This is a genomic window from Aminobacter sp. MSH1, from assembly GCF_003071665.1.
Classification (GTDB): domain Bacteria; phylum Pseudomonadota; class Alphaproteobacteria; order Rhizobiales; family Rhizobiaceae; genus Aminobacter; species Aminobacter niigataensis.
The window spans coordinates 2,063,266-2,081,736 of the sequence record NZ_CP026265.1 but is presented as its reverse complement, the minus strand read 5'-3'; the positions used below and the strand labels follow the sequence as shown (position 1 = coordinate 2,081,736).

Below are 18,471 nucleotides of genomic sequence, written 5' to 3'. Positions count from 1 at the left end.
ATAACGACGAGGTGGGGCGACTAAACATCGCCGCCACCTTTTTGTTGTTCGGCCGCCCGCCGGACGCCGCGCCACCTGCCCGGGGCGCAAGCGAGGGATACCGCGATGAATGCAGTCATGAGCAACCGCACCTCCCTCCTGCGCGGCGGCGCCATGACCGCTCTCATGCTCGTCGCGATGGCCGTTGCCGGCTGCCAGTCGGCGGGACCTGCCGGCGAGCTGACCCGCATCGACACCATGCAGGGTTCGAGCGAGAACATCTCCTCGCTCAGCGCCGTTGTCTCCAGCAATCCGAACGACCCCGAAGCCTACAATGTGCGCGGCTCGGCCTATGGCCGCGGCGGCAAGTACCGCGAGGCGCTGCAGGATTTCGACCGGGCGCTGCAGCTCAACCCGAGCTTCTACCAGGCCTATTCCAACCGGGCGCTGATCCATCGCTTCATGGGCAACCAGCCGGCGGCGCTGGCCGACTACAACAAGGCCATCCAGCTCAACGCCTCCTATGACGCCGCCTATATCGGCCGCGGCAATCTCTATCGCAAGGCCGGCCGCACGCAGGACGCCTTCAACGATTTCCAGAAGGCGATCGAGCTCGACACCACCGACCCCCGCGCCTACCACAATCGCGGCCTGATCTATCAGCAGCAGGGCCAGCATGCCTTCGCCATCGAGGATTTCTCGAAGGCGATCTCGCTCGCGCCCGACTCGGCCGAGCCCTACAATGGCCGCGGCCTCTCCTATCTCGCCACCGGCGACGACGAGAACGCCTTCACCGACATCAACATGGCAATCAAGCTCGACGGCAAGATCGCCGAGAGCTGGGCCAACCAGGCGCTGATCTACGAGCGCCGCGGCGACAAGGCCAAGGCTGCCAAGGCATATGCCGAGGCGGTTCGGCTCGACCCGAACTACAAGCCGGCAGTTGACGGGCTGGCGCGCACGCGCGGCGCCTGATACCGCAGCAGCATAAAGACAGGCCTTCGCCTTGAACTGCCTCGTTGTCCTGTCGCACCCGCTGCCAGAAAGCCTGAACCGGCACTTCGCCGACATCGCCATCAAGCAACTCGCCGACGCCGGCCACAAGGTGACGCTGCTCGACCTCTACGCCAGCGGCTTCGACCCGCGGCTGAGCGAGGCCGAACGCGGCTCATATTATGGCGAGCGCTTCGACGCCGGTGCGCTGATGAGCCATGCCGCCGCCCTGCGCGAGGCGGAGGTGCTGGTGCTGGTCTTCCCGACATGGTGGTTTAGCCTGCCGGCGATGCTGAAGGGCTGGGTCGACCGGGTGTTTTCGCCCGGCATCGCCTTCGACCACGGTGCCGATTTCGGCCCGATCAGGCCGCTGCTCTACAAGCTCCGCCACGTCGTCGCCGTCACCACGCTCGGCAGCCCCTGGTGGGTCGACCGCCTGGTCATGCGCCGGCCTGTCCGCCGCATCCTCAAATGGGGCGTGTTCAAGGCCTGCGCGCCGAAGGCCAGCTTCGCCATACTGTCGTTCCATGCCGCAGAAAAGCCGCAGCCCGAACGGGTCGGGCGTTTTGCAGAGAGCATCCGGAAGCAACTGCGCAAGTTCAAATAGGCTGGACTGGCGGCTCGGTTCCTTCGCTGCCTTCGGCCAAATGTGCGACCAGGCCCAGCCCCCCAGACCTGGTCGCGGCCGACCGCGCATCAGATGACGCGCGGCGGCTAGTCAGCACACTGGTGCCATCACTCCAGTTCGCCATCCGGCAGCACGATGTAGATCACCACGGCGAGGATCGTCATATAGAACTGGAAGGCTCCTTCCTGGCCGTTCCAGTCTGATGACTGCCACATCGAGAACCATTCGCCGCCAACGACCATGAAGCCGAAGAACCAGACCAGGAAGCCGACACAGGCAGCCGCATGCACCCAGTTTTTCGACTTGTTGAAGCTTGTGGCGGTGCCGCTCCGGGCCCGCAACAGCGCCAACGCGCCAAGCGTAAACAACACGCAGGTCAAGGCTTCGCCAGCAATGATCAGCCAATAGCCAAGATGCCAAAGTGATTCCGAGGTAATGGCACGGTACATCAGCGCGTTGCCAGGAAACGTCGTGTCCATGCTCAGAACATGACGGACGAAATTGTAGTTGGAACCATAGTCGGTGACGTTGTTGAACACGACGAGGAAGGCGAACGCAGCCAACGAGAAGCACATCGTTGTCTTCGAAATTCGAGCAAACATTGTTAACCCCCAGGTTTTTTGTTCTGCCCTCTTTCAGCGAGAGCTATTATCCATCGCAGTGCTATCACGCGATGTGATCACATTTTATGATCATAAGATGAAATCCGTCAAGCGTGATGGAAAAACGCCAGGCTTGCGCCTGGATACATGCGCGCCGCGCTGCCAAGACAAGGGCAGTTCTGGTTCCCGCCAACAACGGCAAACGGAACCTTTCGGCGGCCATGCGGTTGATGTTGCTTCATGTCTGAAAGGAACGTCCGATGAAGAAACTCGTCCTTCTTGCCCTCGCCCTTGTGCCGTTTGCGGTGCCCGCGCACGCACAGTTCGGCGCCAAGCTCGGCATGCTGAGCTGCACCGTCAACGGCGGCACCGGCTTCGTCGTCGGCTCGAGCAAGGACATGCAGTGCACGTTCACGCCGGCATTCGGCAGCCGCACGCAGGAGATCTATTCCGGCCGGATCAACAAATACGGTGTCGACATCGGCACCACGACGGGCGGTGCGCTGGAGTGGCTGGTGCTGGCGCCGAGTCGCGACGTCTATGATCCGGGCGGTCTCGCCGGCAACTATCTCGGCGCGACGGCGGAGGCCACCATTGCGGTCGGCCTTGGCGCCAACGTCCTGGTCGGCGGCTCTGCGCGCTCCATCGCCCTGCAGCCGCTCAGCGTGACCAACCAGACCGGCCTGAACGCCGCGCTCGCCATCGGCGCATTGCAGTTGACGGCACCGCTGAAATAGCCGGCACGTAGGTGGCCGCTAGGGTCGGAGCTGTCGCAATGGCTTGCTCCGACCTGCCCCTGTCGCGGCCCAGCCGCAGCCGCTAGAAATTCCCTCGACACGATGTCCGACCTGCGCCCGATGGGCGCCGTCCGGCAAATGCGAGGGGACCAGCATGCCCGAGACCGCAAACCTCATTGCCTTCGCCGCGATCGCCCTCGGAATGGTGCTGACGCCGGGGCCGAACATGATCTACCTAGTGTCGCGCTCGCTCAGCCAGGGTCCCACGGCCGGGCTGATCTCGCTCGGTGGCGTGGCGCTCGGCTTCGTCGTCTACATGCTCTGCGCCGCCTTCGGCATCACCGCACTCGTCCTTGCCGTGCCTTATGCCTATGACGTCATCCGCTTCGCTGGTGCTGCCTACCTGCTGTGGCTCGCCTGGCAGGCCATCCGCCCCGGCGGACGCTCGCCTTTCCATGTCCGGCAATTGCCCAAGGACAGACCGCGCAAGCTGTTCGCCATGGGCTTCCTCACTAACCTGCTCAATCCCAAGGTCGCGGTGCTCTATCTGTCGCTGCTACCCCAGTTCATCGATCCCGCCGACGGCAGCGTGCTGACCCAGTTGCTCGTGCTCGGTTCGATCCAGATCGCCATCAGCATCACCGTCAACGCCATCATCGCCATTTCGGCAGGCTCGATCTCGACCTTCCTCGCCGCCAGCCCCGGCTGGCTGGCGATCCAGCGCTGGCTGATGGGAACGGTGCTGGCGGGACTGGCGGTGAAGATGGCAACCGAGGCACAGCGGTAGCATTTCCCCCTCCCCCTTGTGGGGAGGGGTTAGGGGTGGGGCTACCAGCATCGCCAGTTACGGATTGCCGACCTAGCCGAGTTCATATGGCCGACACTTCCGCAGCACCCCAACCCTCTATCCCTCCCCACAAGGGGGAGGGAGTCGTCAACGTCGCGTCTCAACGGCGGCACTGCAGTGGCCTGCCTTAAGCTAGCAATGCAAAAAAGCCCGGCTGGCCGGGCTTTTTCTCGTCGTTGTTGTCGGTTGTTGCCGCTGAGCTGGCTCAGTGGTCCATGGCCTTGACGATTTCTTCGGTCATCTTCTTGGCGTCGCCGAGCAGCATCATGGTGCCGTCCTTGTAGAACAGCGTGTTGTCGATGCCGGCGTAGCCGGAGCCGAGGCTGCGCTTGACGAACAGGCAGGTGCGCGCCTTGTCGACATCGAGGATCGGCATGCCGTAGATCGGGCTGTTCTTGTCATCGCGTGCCGAGGGGTTGGTGACGTCGTTGGCGCCGATGACATAGGCGACGTCGGCCTGGGCGAACTCTGAGTTGATGTCTTCGAGCTCGAAGACCTCGTCGTAAGGCACGTTGGCCTCGGCCAAGAGCACGTTCATGTGCCCGGGCATGCGGCCGGCGACCGGGTGGATGGCGTATTTGACCTCGACGCCATTGGCCTTGAGCTTGTCGGTCATCTCGCGCAGCGCATGCTGGGCCTGCGCCACCGCCATGCCGTAGCCCGGCACGATGATGACCTTTTGGGCGTTCATCATCAGGAAGGCGGCATCGTCGGCCGAACCCTGCTTGACGGTGCGCTCGATGCCGTCGTCGGCAACAGCCGCGGTCTCGCCGCCGAAGCCACCGAGAATGACCGAGATGAACGAGCGGTTCATGCCCTTGCACATGATGTAGGACAGGATCGCACCCGACGAGCCGACCAGCGCACCGGTGATGATCAGCGCCAGATTGCCGAGGGTGAAGCCAAGTGCTGCCGCTGCCCAGCCCGAATAGGAGTTGAGCATGGAGACGACCACCGGCATGTCGGCGCCGCCGATCGGCACGATGAGCAGCACGCCGAGCACCAGCGACACCGCCACGATCAGCCAGAACACCGTCGTCGACTGCGTCGTCACCAGCATGACGATGAGCACGACAAGGGCGATGCCGAGGGCAGCGTTGATGAAGTGGCGGCCGGGCAGCATGATCGGCTTGCCCGACATGCGGCCGTCAAGCTTGAGGAAGGCGATGACCGAGCCGGTGAAGGTGATGGCGCCGATGGCGACACCCAGGCTCATCTCGACCAAGGCCTGGCCGTGGATGGCCCCGACCGAGCCGATGCCAAAGCTTTCCGGCGCATAGACGGCGGCGGCCGCCACCATCACCGCGGCCATGCCGACGAGGCTGTGGAAGGCTGCGACCAGCTGCGGCATCGAGGTCATGGCGATGCGCCGCGCGGTGACCGCACCGACGCCGCCGCCGATGGCAAGGCCGAGCACGATCAGGCCGAGGCCGGCCAGCGTGGGCTTGGCCAGCGCCAGCGTGGTGGCGATGGCGATGCCCATGCCGATCATGCCGTAGGTGTTGCCCTGGCGGGAGGTGGTCGGATGCGACAGGCCGCGCAGCGCCAGGATGAACAGGATGCCGGAGACCAGGTAGAGGAAGGAAGCGAGGTTCAGGGTCACGTCACTTGTCCTTCTTCTTGTACATCGCCAGCATGCGCTGGGTGACGAGGAAGCCGCCGAAGATGTTGACCGAGGCGAGCACCAGGGCAATGAAGCCGAAGCCGGTGGCAAGCCCGGAGGCTGCGATGCCGACGGCGAGCAGCGCCCCGACGACGATCACCGAGGAGATGGCGTTGGTCACCGCCATCAGCGGCGTGTGCAAAGCCGGCGTCACCGACCAGACGACGTAGTAGCCGACGAAGATCGCCAGCACGAAGATGGCGAAGCGGAACACGAACGGGTCGATCGCCCCGCCGGTCAGCGCATGTGCGGCATCGCCCGCGGCGTCCGCCGTCCCTTGGCTGGTGGCGAGATCCTGGATGCCGAGCCGGACGGCACCAACCGCCTGGTCGAGCTGGTCGAGGGCTTTCTGAAGACCTTCCATCACGCGTCTCCCTGCTTGGCCGGCTTCTTGGCGGTGGTTTTCTGGGCAGTGGTCTTTTTGGCAGCGGCCGGTTTCTCGGCCTTGGCCGCACCGTCGCTTGCCGGGTCGTCGCCGCGGTTCTGGCCCGCAACGACCGGCTTGGGCTTGTCCGCTGCAGCCGCTGCCGCGGCATTGGCGAAGTTGGGGTGAACGACCTTGCCTGCATCGGTCAGCATCGTTGCCTTGACCAGCTCGTCGTCGCGGTTGATGGCAATCTGCTTGGTCGTCTTGTCGACCATGGTCTCGAGGAAGGCGAACAGGTTCTTGGCGTAAAGCAGCGAGGCCGAGGCCGCGACACGGCCCGGCACGTTGAGATGGCCGACGATCTTGGCCCCGTTGGCGGTGGTGACGACCTTGCCAGGCACCGCACCCTCGACATTGCCGCCGCGCTCGACGGCGAGGTCGACAAGCACCGAACCCGGCTTCATCGAGGCGACCATGGCCGCCGACACCAGCTTCGGCGCCGGACGGCCCGGGATCAGGGCGGTGGTAATCACGATGTCCTGCTTGGCGATGTGCTCGGCGGTGAGTGCCGCCTGCTTGGCCTGGTACTCCTTCGACATCTCCTTGGCGTAGCCGCCGGCGGTCTCGGCTGCCTTGAACTCCTCGTCCTCGACCGCCAGGAACTTGGCGCCGAGCGAGGCGACCTGCTCCTTGACCGCCGGACGCACGTCGGTGGCAGTCACGATCGCGCCCATGCGGCGGGCGGTGGCGATCGCCTGCAGGCCGGCGACGCCGACGCCCATGATGAACACCTTCGCTGCCGGCACAGTGCCGGCCGCGGTCATCATCATCGGCAGCGCCCGGTCATATTCGGCGGCACCGTCGATCACCGCCTGGTAGCCGGCAAGGTTTGCCTGCGACGACAGCACGTCCATGACCTGGGCGCGGGTAATGCGCGGCATGAACTCCATGGCAAACGCCGTGACGCCTGCCTTGGCCATCGCCGCGACCGCGGCGTCGTTGCCATAGGGATCCATGGTGGCGAGCACCGCGGCACCTGGCTTGTAGCCGTTGAGCTCGGCTTCGGAAGGACGGCGCACCTTGAGCACGACATCCGCCTTGCCGGCATCGGCGGCCTTGCCGATCTTGCCGCCGACCGCAGTGAAATCGGCATCGGGAATGCGCGACAAGGTCCCCGCCCCGCTCTCCACGATCACGTCAAAGCCCAACCCGACCAGGCGTTTCACCGTATCCGGCGAAGCACCAACCCGGCTCTCAATCGCATCAATCTCTCTCGGTATGAATATCGTCTGGCCCACCGTTAAATCCTTTCGGCTGGAACCTTACCAAACGTAAGGTGCCGGACGCAGATAAACGCGTCGGCGCCTTACCAACGAAAAGTATTCTGGACACTAACGGAGGTTGAAACCGCCGACGCACCCGTCCCTTTGGCCATGCCAAAACCTGCCCTTGCCAGACAAATGACCGGCAAGACTGCTGCGTGCGGCGCGTTCGCGTCTGATCTATTCGAAGCGAAAATCACCGGTTCCAACTCCCCCTAGGCTGGAACGTGAACGACCGCGAAGGCCTCGCGGCCGCAGAAATAGAGATCAGCTAATATGGGTAGGCAGGTCGCGGAGCAGGAAGCCACCCACGGCGACGAGCACCAGGAACAGCACAGCCGAGGAGAAGAAGCCGGCCGGGGCAAAGAAGCCGAACGCCATGGCGACCATCAACGCGACGCAAAAGAGCGTGCCGTATTTGGAAAGTTTGATGAAGAGTTTGTAGGTGCCTTCATGCTCGGCGTAGTCCATCTGCGCGCCAAGTTCGACCGGGCCGGTCGGCGTGTTGTCAGCCATGAGAGTCCCTCCGGAAAACAAGTTCAAGCGCACATACCGAAATGCGCGCGGCAGGGCAATGGGAAGATTGCCCATAGGCTGCGACAAGATAATCAATCAAAAGCGATAAATCGCCCGCTCGATCCGCTCGATGTCGCTGCGGCCACGTGGCAAAAGCCTGGCTGCCGATTCGGTGCTACCGTCGACACCTCGGCCTCATCCCCGGAAGAGCGCTCGGCCCTACAACTTGCAATCTTCGTTCATCGCCCACGGCGCATGCGTCTCGGCATATTTGCGCGCCTCCAGCTCGGCCAGTGGCGCGATCATCGCGCGATCGGCCGTCAGCGCGTCGGACGCCTTGACGAATTTTTCTCCGTCCCAACTGAGCATCCATGCGGCGGCATGACCGGCATGGTTGTCGCACGAGGTCGAGAACGTTCCGATCATCCCCTCCGCGCCGACCGAGACGAGCCTGTCGGCGTCGATCTTCAGGTTCTCGAGACCCCAGCGCAGCTGCTCGGCATTGATGATCCTTTTGTCGAAGTGCTCCTGCGCGGCCTTGATCGCCTCGACCGACAACATCGAGATCAGCACGCCGCGCTGGTAGAACAGCTGGTCGAGTTCTTCTGCCGAAGTCAGCGACGTGCCGGCGTCGACGACATATTTGCGGATGTCCTGCATTACCCCGGCGTTCGACGCCGGCAGGTTCCATGACAGGGTGCGATAACCCTTGCCGGCAGCGCCGACCGCCTTCAGGTCCTCGTCATGGCCGGACCACCAGATGCCGACCAGCTTATCCATCGAAAAGCCGGTCTTGATCGCCTCGGCGAAAGCCCCCGCATTCATCGCACCCCAGCCCCACAGCAGCACGAAATCCGGGCGCTCGCTCGCGATCTTCTGCCATTGCGTCGACTGGCTCTGCATTTCCTTCACGCCGACCGGGATCCGCAGCAGGGTGAAGCCGAAGGTGTCGGAATATTCCTGCAGCAGCGGGATGGGTTCTTCGCCATAGGGGGCATCGAGGTGAAGAAGCACGATCTTCTTGCCGCGCAGGCTGTTGAGATTTCCACCGGAGATGCTCTTGAGCATCATCGAAGTGCCGTCCCAATAGGTGACCGGCGGGTTGAACGCCCAGGGAAACACCTTGCCCTCGGCCATCGCCGAAAAGCCGTAGCCGGGTGCGAGGATCGGCCGCTTGTCGGCGGCGGCCTTCGGCAAAATCGCGAGCGTGGCGCCGGGCGACCATGGCTGGGTGACGATACTGGTGGCCTTGGTGCGGTCGTAGCACTCGGCCGCCTTGTCGGTGCTGAAGCCGGTCTCGCATTCGCTGTAGGTCAGCTTGATGCCGTTGACGCCGCCGTCGCGCTCGTTGAGCATCAGCATGTAGTCGCGCTGGCCATCGGCCAGCGGCGTACCCGCGGCGGCAAACGGCCCGGTACGGAAGGCGAGATTTGCGATGCCGATCGCGTCCTGGGCCAAAGCCGGTGCCGACAGCATCGCCCCCGACAGCAAGACGACAGGAAGAAGGGACATCTTGCTCGGCGTCTTCATTCTTCCCAACCGTTGCGGACTGGCCGCCAAGGCGACCTTACGCGAGCTCAGGCAGCTTCGCGAAAATATTTTGCCGTCGGCAGGATGGTCAGCGGCGCCAGTTCGCCAAGCGGTGGCTTGCCGAACATCAGCCGCTGCTCCATCGGCGTCGACTTGAAGAAGGGAAAGCGCTGGAAGGAGCGCTCGCGAATGGCGTTTACATCGGCGCGATAGAGAACCACCTTGTTGAATACGCCCGGATACGAGCGCGGCTCGCTGATCCGCTCGGAATAATAGATCCGCTTGTAGAAGCCAGCGTGGTCTTCGCGAACTGTCGACAGGCAGTAAGGCGCCTTGAAGTGGAAGCACGCCATCCCGGCGAGGCGAAGCGTGATGTAAGGGATCTGGGGGTAAACGCGCGACCACTCGGGGTCGGATGCGAACCGGCTGGGGCAGATGAACGTCAGCCCTTTGGCCAACATCGGCATCACGATGTCGCCGAATGCCTTGGTCGACGGTGACAATGGCGTGGCCAGGGTGACGTGGTGGATACGAAGTGTGCTCACCAGATGCTGGTCGACATAGACACCAAAACGATACGCGTTGGGGGCTTCGTCCAACTCGTCATTGATCGTATGGCTTTCGTTGTCTGGAACCATATCGTTGGAGCGGTACGATTTGTACCTCAGCCGGTAGATGTCTTCGAGATCCTCGCCCTTGTCGCAACGGCGGTATTCGGTGCGCTCAAGCAAGCTCGAAACGTGGCGCGCAAATGACGACCCCGGTTCGGACGCACTGCTACTCTTGACGTCGGCGTCGCCGCCGGACGTCGCTTGATGAATGGTCATGGTAGTCCCCGTAATTCCGCCCGACTGAAGGGTAGCGGAGGCCGGGGTGATGTAAAGATGAAAATCAAACTGTTCCTGTTTACCTTCCATTAAGGTTAATAGTTTACGGAAAATTAAGCATTTCCACACCGTGGACAATGTATCTGCGGCCGCCTCAACGAGTGGCGGAGATTCGGGCGAGGCCGATATCCTTGGCGAAAGGCCAGACGGTGTTGGACATCGTTTCAATACCGGACGAAGACAGCGCCGAGCCGAACAGGAACCCCTGGACCAGGTCGGGTTGCACCTCGACGGCCAGGATCTTGAGCTGTTCGAAGGTTTCGACCCCTTCCACGGTGACCGCAAGCCCGAGCGGGCGCGACAGGTCGACGATGCCCTTGAGCAATTGCAGCGAGCGCGGGTTCTGACCGACGTCGGCAAGGAAGCTTCGGTCGATCTTGACTTTGTCGAGCGGTAGCTTGTGCAGGTAGCTCAGACTGGAATAGCCGGTGCCGAAATCGTCCAGCGCGATGCGCACGCCAATGCTCTTCAGTTCCTCGACATAGCTGCGCGTCAGCGACTTGTCGTCGAGCAGTGCGGTTTCGGTGACCTCGATCTCCAGGCGGTGCGGCGCAAGGCCGGAGCTCGCCAGTGCCCCCCTCACCTTGTCGATGACGTCGCGGTTGCGGAAATCCTTGGCCGACAGATTGACCGAGACACTGATCTTCGCCGGCCATTTGGCGCATTCCACACATGCCGCATGCAGCACGAACGTGCTGATTTCGGAGATGATGCCCATCTCTTCGGCGAGCGGAATGAAGGTGGCCGGCGAGACCGGCCCGAGTTCAGGATGATCCCAACGGCACAATGCCTCGCAACTGGCGATCCGCATCGTGGCCATGGAGACGATCGGCTGGTAGACGACGCGCAGGGCGCCTGCCTCGACGGCATTGCGCAGATCGGCCTTCATCAGCTGGCGGTTGCGGAAGGCCGCATCCATCACCGCCTCGAACAGATGCCAGCTGTTCTTGCCAAGGTCTTTGGCCTTGTAGAGCGCGAGATCCGCCTTGACGATCATCGCATCGACCTCGGAGTCGCGCACCTGTCCCAGAACCGCGCCACCGCTCGCCTGGATGCGCAACACGTGGCCGGCGACGTCGACCTCGCCTTGCATCTCGGCAAAGATCCGATCGAGCTCCGCGGTCAGATGTGCTTCGTCGTCGACCCTGTCGAAATAGATCATGAATTCGTCGCCGCCGAAGCGGCTGACCTTGACGTTGTCGCTGGCAAACGCCGCAAGCCGCTCCGCCACGGCATAGATCAGCCCATCGCCGACGGGATGGCCGAGCGTGTCGTTGACGCTCTTGAAGTCGTCGAGATCGAGGACGGCAAGGGCGCAGAGCCGATCGCGGTCGCCGGCATGGATGCATTCGGCGACCACCTCATGGAAATAGGCGCGGTTGGGCAGCCCGGTCAGGCTGTCGTAGCGCGCCATGAAACGGATCTTCTCCTCCGCTGCGACGCGGGACGTCACGTCCTCGAAGGTGATGACGCCAAGCTCCTGGCTGCCTTCTCGTGCGGAAAATTCCAGGCACTGGCCATTGGCAAGCGCAACCAGGACCTTGCGGTCCTTGCCTTCGCGCAGCGCCCGCGTCAGCTGAGCCTCGATGTAGCGGCAGTCCTTGAGCGCAAGCTGACCACCGGCCACGCCGCGCATCAGCAAGCCATGGATCGAGCGCCCCAGCAAAGCCTCGGGCGACTTGACCGACATCAGATGCGCAGCCTCGGCATTGGCGACCGCCACGCGTCCGTCCGGGCCAAGCATGACCAGGCCATGCGACATGGTGTTGAGCGCACGGTTGAACCGCTGGGCCAGACGATTGGCCTTCTTCTCTTCCGACACGGCGGTGAACAGCACGTCGCGAACCGTGTCGGCGAATTTTCGAATCGCAAAGAGGAATGGCGCCGACAGCAGGCCCAAAAAGACGTGGTAGGCGTCGCCGCGCAGCAGGAAGCCGAGCGAGATTGGCCAGGTCAAGGCGATGATCAAGATGATCACCATACGCGGTGAACCGTAATTGCGGCCGGCGATCGACGTTGCCGTAGCGAGCGTCACGCAAACTGAGGCGATTTCGGCAAACGTATCGTGCGCGAAGTAGATACCCGCGAGGCAAAATGCGCCCAGCGATGCGCCATGAAGCGAGCCGTAGAGAATGTAGTCATTTTCGCGCTGGTGCGCTTCTTCCCACGTCGTCGGAGACGGCAAGCTGTTGTACTTGCGGAAATTTCGCATGCGCAGCGTGCCGACAAGCAGCATGCAGATCGCAACAACCAGATAGAGCGGGTGGGCCGTCTTCCACCAGACGACGACGATCAGGAAGGTCTGCGCGATGATACCGACAGCCAACGTAGGGCCATCGCGGAAAAGCGTTTCCACGAAGGGTATGTAGACGTCGACGGGTATCTCGTTGTTTCTTCTGCGCATCCGAGGCCTGCCTAGGAGGCCAAGGACTGCCACATCCGCCTTAAGAAAGGCTTAGAAACCGGGCGCTGCCAGCATCTGCGTGCCCATCGGCCGCCGAATAAGCCTGCTACCTTAGGTTCAGGTAAACAAGTCGTATCAACTACTCGGCGGCCTGAAGCTCAGTTCTTGTCGGCGGCGCTTTCAACCTTGGGACGAGACGCTCGCGTTCGCCTGCAGCCTTTTCGACGCTGGCATGCTTGATGTGGCCATAGCCGCGGATCAGTTGCGGCACCGACGCAAGGCCTGCTGCCGCCTCGATGTTGTCGCTGGTCAGCGCGCTACGGATCAGTTCCAGATCGGCTTCGTAGCTGTCGAGCAACTGGCGCTCCATGCGGCGTTCGGCGGTGTAGCCGAAGATATCGAATGCGCTGCCGCGCAGCCCTTTCATCGCCGAAAGCAGCTTGAAGCCCTTCATCATCCACGGTCCGAAACGCGACTTGCGCGGCACGCCATCGGCCCCCTTGCGGCCAAGGATCGGCGGCGCGAGATGGAATTCCAGCCGGTCGTAGTCCTGGAATTGCTTCGCCAGTTCGCGCTGGAACGAGCCGTCGGTGTAGAGCCGCGCAACCTCGTATTCGTCCTTGACCGCCATCAGCTTGAACAGGGAGCGCGCAGCCGCTTCCGCGACCACGGTCGATCCGGGCCTGGCCTTCTCCTCTGCCGCGCGAAGCGAAGCGATGCGCCCGACATAGCGTTCGGCGTAGGCCGCGTTCTGATAGGCAGTCAGGAACTCGGCGCGGCGCGCGATCACCTCGTCGAGCGTTTGCGCCACCGCAGGCTCCGCCCCACGGCCGGAACGGTCGATCATCGCGCGGACGAACTCCGGCTCGTGTGCTGCGCGCCGGCCCCAGCGGAAGGCGGCGACGTTCATCGCCACGGCCTCGCCGTTGAGCCCGATCGCCTTTTCGATCGCCTCGGCCGACAGCGGCAGGCCGCCATGCTGGAAGGCGAAGCCGAGCATGAACATGTTGGCGCCGAGCGAATTGCCGAAAAGGGCCGCGGCCGTGCGGGTGGCATCGAAGAAATGCGCCTTCGCGTCCCCTGCCGCCTCGCGGATGGCCTTCTTGAGCCGTTCGGTGGGCAGCGAGAAGTCGGCTGAGCGGGTGAACTCGCCGGGCATGATCTCGGCGGTGTTGGCGACGAAGATGGTGTGGTTCTCGCGGACCGCCGCCAGCACCTTCTTGGCGCCCGACACGACGAGGTCGCAGCCCAGGATCAGGTCGGCCTTGCCGGCCGACACGCGGATGGCGTTGATGTCTTCGGGCGTGCGCGCGATGCGGACATGGGTGAACACCGAGCCGCCCTTCTGGGCGAGGCCGGCCATGTCGATCATGCCGCAGCCCTTGCCTTCGAGATGGGCGGCCATGCCGAGCACGGCCCCCACGGTGACGACGCCGGTGCCGCCGACGCCGTCGATGATCGCCGCCCAGCCGTCGCGGTCGAGCGCGAACTCCTTCGCCACCGGCACGCCCTCGAGCGGGTCGCCGGTGCCGGCAATGCCGTCGGCCTTGCGGATCTTGGCACCATGGACCGTGACGAAGGACGGGCAGAAGCCGTTGACGCAGGAAAAGTCCTTGTTGCAGCTCGACTGGTCGATCTTGCGCTTGCGGCCGAACTCGGTCTCGACGGGCTGGATGGAGACGCAGCTCGACTTGACGCCGCAGTCGCCGCAACCCTCGCAGACCAACTCGTTGATGAACACGCGCTTGTCGGGATCGGGGAAGGTGCCGCGCTTGCGCCGGCGCCGTTTTTCCGCAGCGCAGGTCTGGTCGTAGAGCAGGACGGTAACGCCCTTGATGTCGCGCAACTCGCGCTGGACGAGGTCGAGATCGTCGCGGTGATGGAAGGTGGCGCCGACAGGAAACTGCGAACGCCCGCCATATTTGTCCGGCTCGTCGGTGACGACAGCGATGCGCTCGACGCCCTCGGCGCGCACCTGGCGGGCGATCATGTCGACGGTCAGGCTGCCTTCATGTGGCTGGCCGCCGGTCATGGCGACGGCGTCGTTGTAGAGGATCTTGTAGGTGATGTTGGCATCCGAGGCGAGCGCGAAGCGGATCGCCAGCGTGCCCGAATGGTTGTAGGTGCCGTCGCCGAGATTCTGGAAGATGTGCTCGCGCTTGGTGAACGGCGCCTGGCCGACCCACTGCGCGCCCTCCCCGCCCATGGCGGTGAAGCCGATGGTGCTTCGGTCCATCCACAAGGACATGAAATGACAGCCAATGCCGGCACCGGCGATCGATCCCTCTGGCACCTTGGTCGAGGTGTTGTGCGGACAGCCCGAGCAGAAGAACGGCGTCCGCGAGGCCACGTCCTTGGTATCGGCGAGCATCGCCTGGTACTGGCGCAGCCGGCTGACGCGGGCGGCGATTTCCTCCGACGGGCCGATGACCTTGAGGATGCGCTCGCCCAGCGCAATAGCGATGTCGTTGGGATCGAGCGCGCCCTTGGCCGGAAACAGCCAGTCGCCGCGCTCGTCGCGCTTGCCGACCACCTTCGGCTGCATCGAGGTGCCGTAAAGCTCCTCGCGCACCTGGGTCTCGAGCAGCGAGCGCTTTTCCTCGACGACGACGATCATCTCGAGGCCGCTGGCGAAGTCCCTGATGTGCTCGATGTCAAGTGGCCAGGGGCAGCCGACCTTGAACAGGCGGATGCCGAGCTGGTTGGCGCGCGCCTCGTCGATGCCGAGATCGTCGAGCGCCTGGCGCACGTCGAGAAAGCTCTTGCCGACGGTGATGATGCCGATCTTCGGCTTGCGACCGCCGGAATAGACGATGCGGTTGATGCCGTTGGCGCGTATGAAGGCGGAAGCCGCGGCGCGCTTGTATTCATGCAGCCGCGCCTCCTGGCCAAGCTGGTCGAGCTCGTGGCGGATGTTGAGCCCGCCGGGCGGCATGTCGAATTCGGGGATGACGATGTTCAGCCGATCGAGCGAGGCATCGACGGAGGCGGTCGATTCGATGTTGTCCTTGACACATTTGATCGCAGCCCAGGTGCCGGCGAAACGCGACAGCGCAAAGCCGTACAGGCCGTAGTCGATCAGTTCCTGCACCCCGCCCGGATTGAGGATCGGGATCATCGTATCGACGAACAGGAACTCGGTGGCATGCGCATTGGTCGAGGATTCGGCGGTATGGTCGTCGCCCATCAGCGCCAGCACGCCACCCTTCTTCGACGATCCCGCAAGGTTGGCATGGCGAAAGACGTCGCCCGAACGATCGACGCCAGGGCCCTTGCCGTACCAGACGGAAAAGACGCCGTCATGCTTGCCCTCGCCCAGAAGCTCTGTCTGCTGCGAGCCCCATACGGCCGTCGCAGCCAATTCCTCGTTGAGGCCGGGCTGGAAGACGATGCTGGACTGGGCGAGTTGCTTCTTGGCCTTCCACAGCTGCAGGTCGAGGCCGCCGAGCGGCGAGCCGCGATAGCCGGAGACGAAACCCGCCGTATCGAGGCCGGCAAGCCGGTCGCGCTCGCGCTGCATCAACAGCATCCGGATGACGGCCTGGGCGCCGGAGAGGAAGATCCGCTCCTTGCCGAGATCGAACTTGTCATCGAGAGCGACGTCGTGAAGCGTCATCAGCATTTCCTGTGCCCGAACCGGCCCCCGATTCGGGCGGCTGACCTTGGGTAGCTTAGGGATAGCTTTTCCGGGCACGGCTGTCGCGTCAAACGAATTTCTTTGCACGGGGAAAAGAACAATCGAAGATGCTTTTGGCCGCTTGCCACGAAACAATGCGAGCGCAGAGGGCCGCAGCGCGCACGAATATTGAAGCTGACCGCAATGCTCAGGCCGGAGGTGGACAGTTCACGCCGCGGCCGCCGGGCAAATGCCCGTCCGGATGTCCCTTGAGCTCAGGATTGAGGTCGTAGAACGGCCCGGCGACAAGCGGCTTGTCGGGCAACACCGACTGGTCCTGCGACGAGACCATTGTCGTCTCGATCACCTGCATTGCCTCGCCCTTCGCCCCTTCGATGACGATCGACACCTTGTAGGGCCGGTCCTTGGCCACGCATTCGAGCGGCGGGCTTTCGATCGTCACCTTCTCGCTCAGCGGCCAGATCTTCTGGCGCACGGCGATCGCCTCGCCGCCTGCGGGGTTCTCGAAATTCACCACGGCTACTTCGCCTTCGCCGACCGGCTTGAGCGGCCGCAAGGTCACCATATAGCGGACGGTGGCGACGCGGTAATTGAACACGAACAGGCGGCCGGAAAGCTCGAAGCGCTCGCTCTCGGCGCCGCTGTCGCGGCAACCGGCCAGCCCCATCAATGCCAGTGCGGAAAGTGCTATGGCAGTGCGCAAGAACCTCCGCTCAGGCATTCGCCACCTCCTCCTTGCGCCTGCTGTAATGACGCCTGGCCTTCTGGCGGTTGCCGCAGACGGCCATGTCGCACCACAGCCGGCTGCCGTTGCGGCTGCGGTCGACGAACAGCCATCTGCAGTTCGGACAGATCCTGAGCCGCGACAGAGCGTCGGTCGACATCAGAGACAGCGCCGAAACGGCAAGCGCGGCCTCGAATGCCAGCGGTTGCGCCGACACGCCGAAGGGCGCAGCCGCCGTCAACGTTTCGCGCGACCCGGCAAGCCCCCGGGCACAGGCATCGAGGAAATCAGGCATGTCGGCCGATGCCAGCCCGCCGGCAACCACTGCGCCGCGGAAAAGCCGGTCCGTGGTCTCGCGTAGGGCGATGACCTTGCCGGCGATGGCATGCGGGTCGGCTGCGGCAAGCGCCCGGCCCTTGAGTTCATCGGCGCGAAATAAGGTCGCGGCATCGGCAAAGCGGGCGATCTCGGCGGGATCGTTGAAGCGGTCGAAGCCGCGCTCGGCGTCGCCGCGCAGCACGACAGTATTGGCAGTGTCGAGCGCAAGCACGCCGCCCGAGAAGCGGTGCTGGGTCCAGGAAACTGACATCGTTTAATTCTAACTGGTAAAGCCAATTTGACAAGTTAGATTCGCGGGCGCAATTTTGCGGTGGTGCGGAACGTACCGACCAGCCGGAAAGCGCATGCTCTATCTCCTGCAACAGCTTCTCAACGGCGTGCATTCGGCGGCGATCTATGCACTGCTGGCTTTCGGCTATGCGCTCGGCAACGGCCTTCTCCGTCGAACCAACCTTGCTTATGGCGGCATCTTCGCCTTCTGCGGCCAGACCATGATCCTCACCGCGGTCTATGGCTGGCAGGTGCTTTGGCTGACCCTGCCCGCGACGGTCGCCTTCGGCATCCTCATCGCGCTCGCCTATGCGGGATTGCTGAGCCGCCTGCTGTCGCGCGCCGTCTTCGCTCCGCTCGCCACCCGCTCGCCCAATGCGATTGTCGCCGCCACGCTCGGCGTGCTGCTGGTGCTGTCGGAACTGAGCCGCATCGCCGCCGACACGCATGACTATTGGCTGCCGCCGATGCTGGCGACACCGGTGGTCTTCGCCTCCGGCGGCAATTTCGTCGCGACGCTGACGGTCATCCAGCTGATCAATACGGCGATCGTCGTGCTGGTGATCGTCGGCGGCGCGGCTTTCCTGGCCCGCTCCGATTTTGGCCGGCATTGGCGCGCAACGGCCGACGATCCGTTCGCAGCGCAACTCTGCGCCATTGACACCGCACGCGTGTTTCATCGCGCACTGTTGTACGGCGGCCTCTGTGCCGGCCTCGCCGGCGTTCTGGCAGCGCTCTATTATGGCAATCTCGGCTTCGGTGCCGGCCTCGTCTACGGCCTCAAGATATTGTTCATCACCGCGGTCGGCGGCTACTATGCCCCTGGAAGGGCAGCGCTCGGCGCCGCGATCTTCGGCATGGCCGAGGCCCTGTGGGCGGGCTACTTCCCGATCGAATGGCGCGATGCCTGGATGTATGCGCTGCTCGCCGCAATGCTGGTGCTGGCAGGCGACCGCAAGGACGCGCCCAGCGCTGTCTGAAGCACAGCTTCTGGCGTGCGACTTTGGTTGAATGTCGCAGCGTCAG

At 63.6% G+C, this 18,471-nt stretch carries 16 protein-coding genes; 5 read left to right on the top strand and 11 right to left on the bottom strand.

Translation table 11 applies throughout. From position 1 onward, the window contains the following. Positions 1-105: 105 nt before the first annotated feature. Together CO731_RS10380 and CO731_RS10375 are read left to right on the top strand one after the other, a co-directional pair. Entirely contained in the window at positions 106-954 is an 849-nt protein-coding gene (locus CO731_RS10380) for a tetratricopeptide repeat protein (RefSeq protein ID WP_108607027.1), read from the top strand. A gap of 31 nt (positions 955-985) precedes the next feature. Continuing rightward, on the top strand, positions 986-1,579 hold the full coding sequence (locus CO731_RS10375; RefSeq protein ID WP_108607026.1) for an NAD(P)H-dependent oxidoreductase: 594 nt from the start codon (positions 986-988) through the stop codon (positions 1,577-1,579). Positions 1,580-1,707: 128 nt separating this feature from the next. On the opposite strand, the gene CO731_RS10370 is transcribed toward CO731_RS10375, so the two are convergent. Then, positions 1,708-2,202: a DUF2165 domain-containing protein gene (locus CO731_RS10370; protein WP_108607025.1), complete on the bottom strand. Its 495-nt coding sequence runs from the start codon at positions 2,200-2,202 to the stop codon at positions 1,708-1,710. 260 nt (positions 2,203-2,462) lie between these two features. Between CO731_RS10370 and CO731_RS10365 the strand changes: the two genes are divergently transcribed. After that, positions 2,463-2,939, top strand: a complete 477-nt coding sequence (locus CO731_RS10365) for a DUF992 domain-containing protein (RefSeq protein ID WP_108607024.1) — start codon at positions 2,463-2,465, stop codon at positions 2,937-2,939. 154 nt (positions 2,940-3,093) lie between these two features. After that, on the top strand, positions 3,094-3,726 hold the full coding sequence (locus CO731_RS10360; RefSeq protein ID WP_108607023.1) for a LysE family translocator: 633 nt from the start codon (positions 3,094-3,096) through the stop codon (positions 3,724-3,726). A gap of 265 nt (positions 3,727-3,991) precedes the next feature. On the opposite strand, the gene CO731_RS10355 is transcribed toward CO731_RS10360, so the two are convergent. The 10 genes from CO731_RS10355 to CO731_RS10310 form a co-directional block, all read right to left on the bottom strand. Then, the gene (locus tag CO731_RS10355; RefSeq protein WP_108607022.1) at positions 3,992-5,389 is read right to left on the bottom strand and encodes an NAD(P)(+) transhydrogenase (Re/Si-specific) subunit beta; all 1,398 of its coding nucleotides are present in this window, start codon (positions 5,387-5,389) and stop codon (positions 3,992-3,994) included. A gap of 1 nt (position 5,390) precedes the next feature. Beyond that, entirely contained in the window at positions 5,391-5,813 is a 423-nt protein-coding gene (locus CO731_RS10350) for a proton-translocating transhydrogenase family protein (RefSeq protein ID WP_108607021.1), read from the bottom strand. Beyond that, a complete protein-coding gene (locus tag CO731_RS10345; RefSeq protein WP_108607020.1) occupies positions 5,813-7,114 on the bottom strand; it encodes a Re/Si-specific NAD(P)(+) transhydrogenase subunit alpha in 1,302 nt (433 codons plus the stop codon). The genes CO731_RS10350 and CO731_RS10345 overlap by 1 nt, the downstream gene beginning before the upstream one ends. A gap of 291 nt (positions 7,115-7,405) precedes the next feature. Then, positions 7,406-7,654, bottom strand: a complete 249-nt coding sequence (locus tag CO731_RS10340; protein WP_108607019.1) for an aa3-type cytochrome c oxidase subunit IV — start codon at positions 7,652-7,654, stop codon at positions 7,406-7,408. A gap of 219 nt (positions 7,655-7,873) precedes the next feature. Beyond that, positions 7,874-9,166 (bottom strand): ABC transporter substrate-binding protein, encoded by a 1,293-nt coding sequence (locus tag CO731_RS10335; protein WP_245439718.1) that lies wholly within the window; start codon positions 9,164-9,166, stop codon positions 7,874-7,876. Positions 9,167-9,231: 65 nt separating this feature from the next. Beyond that, complete coding sequence (locus CO731_RS10330; protein WP_245439716.1) at positions 9,232-10,101, bottom strand: hypothetical protein; 870 nt, start codon at positions 10,099-10,101, stop codon at positions 9,232-9,234. Positions 10,102-10,165: 64 nt separating this feature from the next. Continuing rightward, positions 10,166-12,475, bottom strand: coding sequence for an EAL domain-containing protein (locus CO731_RS10325; RefSeq protein ID WP_108607016.1), 2,310 nt, complete (start codon positions 12,473-12,475; stop codon positions 10,166-10,168). A 139-nt stretch (positions 12,476-12,614) separates the two neighbouring features. Further along, on the bottom strand, positions 12,615-16,091 hold the full coding sequence (locus tag CO731_RS10320; RefSeq protein WP_108609745.1) for an indolepyruvate ferredoxin oxidoreductase family protein: 3,477 nt from the start codon (positions 16,089-16,091) through the stop codon (positions 12,615-12,617). Between the two features lie 208 nt (positions 16,092-16,299). After that, the gene (locus CO731_RS10315) at positions 16,300-16,833 is read right to left on the bottom strand and encodes a hypothetical protein (RefSeq protein ID WP_108607015.1); all 534 of its coding nucleotides are present in this window, start codon (positions 16,831-16,833) and stop codon (positions 16,300-16,302) included. Next, positions 16,826-17,425: a CGNR zinc finger domain-containing protein gene (locus CO731_RS10310; protein ID WP_108607014.1), complete on the bottom strand. Its 600-nt coding sequence runs from the start codon at positions 17,423-17,425 to the stop codon at positions 16,826-16,828. The genes CO731_RS10315 and CO731_RS10310 overlap by 8 nt, the downstream gene beginning before the upstream one ends. A gap of 94 nt (positions 17,426-17,519) precedes the next feature. Here CO731_RS10310 and CO731_RS10305 point away from each other — a divergent pair, with 94 nt between their 5' ends. Further along, positions 17,520-18,425: a branched-chain amino acid ABC transporter permease gene (locus tag CO731_RS10305; RefSeq protein WP_108607013.1), complete on the top strand. Its 906-nt coding sequence runs from the start codon at positions 17,520-17,522 to the stop codon at positions 18,423-18,425. Positions 18,426-18,471 lie beyond the last annotated feature (46 nt).